This is a genomic window from Sphingomonas sp. (genome assembly GCF_025362505.1).
Lineage (GTDB): Bacteria > Pseudomonadota > Alphaproteobacteria > Sphingomonadales > Sphingomonadaceae > Sphingomicrobium.
This window is the reverse complement of sequence record NZ_JANYGG010000003.1, coordinates 1-2,064: the sequence shown is the minus strand read 5'-3', so window position 1 is coordinate 2,064 and position 2,064 is coordinate 1. Positions and strand designations below refer to the sequence as shown.

General features: G+C 63.4%; 2 protein-coding genes. Both read right to left on the bottom strand.

Translation table 11 applies throughout. From position 1 onward, the window contains the following. Positions 1-137: 137 nt before the first annotated feature. Positions 138-1,067 carry an OB-fold domain-containing protein gene (locus tag Q0R27_RS00125; RefSeq protein ID WP_293939969.1) on the bottom strand — a complete coding sequence of 310 codons (930 nt, stop codon included), beginning with the start codon at positions 1,065-1,067 and terminating at the stop codon, positions 138-140. A 9-nt stretch (positions 1,068-1,076) separates the two neighbouring features. Continuing rightward, the coding region (locus Q0R27_RS00120) for a propanoyl-CoA acyltransferase (protein ID WP_293939967.1) at positions 1,077-2,064 on the bottom strand (988 nt) is incomplete at its 5' end.

Here is a 2,064-nt window from a genome sequence, read left to right as displayed (position 1 = left end):
GATATCGCCCATGCCGCTATCGACCAGGATATTATGCCCCGGCCCGCGTACCAGCCAGCAATGGATCGGATCGCGCATGATTCCGCCGCCGTGGGGCAGGAACAGCTCGCCGATGCGCAGGCTGGTGATCGTCCAATTCATTCGTCGATAACCTCGAACCGCTCAATATCGCGCAGCGATCCTTCGCGCTCCCCCTCGCGCCACACCGCGCGGACGCGAGTGCCGGGCTTGATCCGCTGCTTGGCGGATTCGACGTCGTCGATGTCGATCATGTGGATCATCTTGGTAGACGCCCCGTCGAGCACGATCTCGGCATAGACATAGGGCGGCGGCCGGGTCTGGCCGACGAATTCGAGGTTGATGATCGAGCAGGCGCGGATTGTGCCGGTATCGGGTAGCGCCTTCCAAGTCCCCGTGCGGCGATGGGTGATGTCGTCGACCTCGCGTGGCGGAAGAAGGGCGAGATCGCCATCCGACGTGCGCACGCCTATTACCCGCCGATTGACGCGGATCTCGTCGAACAGGCGGCCGTAATAGGGCCCGTAGCTGTGCTCATACTGAAGACGCAGCTTGTACGGAACGACTTCGACCGCCGCAGACGGATCAGCCAGCGAGGCTACGGATCCGACTGCCGCACCGGCGTCGGGCTTGAACCCGGCGATGGCTAAAATCGATTGCTCCGTGCCATCGGCCCAAACCGCGGATACGCGGGTGCCGATCTTGAGTGCATTGAGGGAGCATTCCACCATTTTATGTGGAAATTCATTGTCGCAGCCGTCAAGCCGAACAAGGCCGATGATGTCGCCCGCCACTTCGGTGAAGCCGCACAGCTCGCCGGTTGCGGGCACCTCGACTAACTCGAACTCGCTTTCGCCATCGACGGGCGAGAAGTCCTGCGCCGGTGCGATCACCAGCCCCGAGACAAAGCGCGAGCCGACGATCCGCCGGTTCGCCATTTCGGCCAGGAATACGCCCGCCGCCTTGCCCGGGGTGAGGGTGTAGGGCATCGCCAGCTCGCTGTGCAGCGTCGGGAGGTCGATTGCATAGGTATCGGGAACGGCTTGCATGTCAGCTCCTCATGCCCCGAGCACGGCACAGCCGCGCAGATTGGCCCAGCCACCGCCCGATTGAACGAGCGCGAGCTTCGCATCCTTGATCTGGTTATTTTCCGAACGACCCATGACTTGGGTGGCGCCCTCGATCAGGCGAATAAGTCCGGCTGCGCCGATCGGGTTGGCACCGAGGCAGCCGCCCGATGGGTTGACCGGAATATCGCCTTCGAGCTGAGTCGCGCCCGATGCGATGAGCTCCGCCGCGCCGCCCGGCGGACACAAGCCGAGGCTCTCGTAATAGTTGAGTTCGAAGCAGGTGTAGGGCTCCTGCACTTCAACCACGTCGAACTGGCGGCGCGGATTGGTAATGCCGGCCGCGCGATAGACCTGGCGCGCGGCGATCGCGAGCGGTTCGGATAGCAGCAGCGACCGCTCAGGCGCATTGTCCGCCTCGCAGCAATAGGCGATGCCGCGAATCCAGGCGGGCCGGTCGGTCGATTTGCTCGCCACCTTCTCGTTAGCCAGCACGACCGCCGCCGCGCCGTCCGAGATGGGGGGCACGTCGAGCAGCTTGATCGGCCAAGCGAGCGGCTTCGACGCCAACACCTCCTCGATCGTCACTTCTTTTTTTACGTGGGCGTACGGGTTGGTCATCGCATTGTGGCGATTCTTAACGGCGACCATTGCCGCGGCCTCCTCCGTGTGGCCCAGAACATCCATCCGCGCGCGCCAATAGGCCGCCGAAAAACCCATAATGCCAACCGCGAACTCTCGTCCCCAAAAAGGGTCGTAGAGCGTCGAGATCGAATATTGCAAAGCACCTTCGCTAAGCTTGTCATAGGCGACCACCAACGTGCGCTCGGCAAACCCGCTGGCGACCTGGTAATAGCCGGCGAGTGCCCCGGCGAACCCCGCACCGCCGCCGCTCGTCACGCGCATGACGGGTTTCAATTGCGCGCCGATCGCGTCGGCGACCCATTTCTCGGGCTGGTTCACCGCGGCGAACAGCACC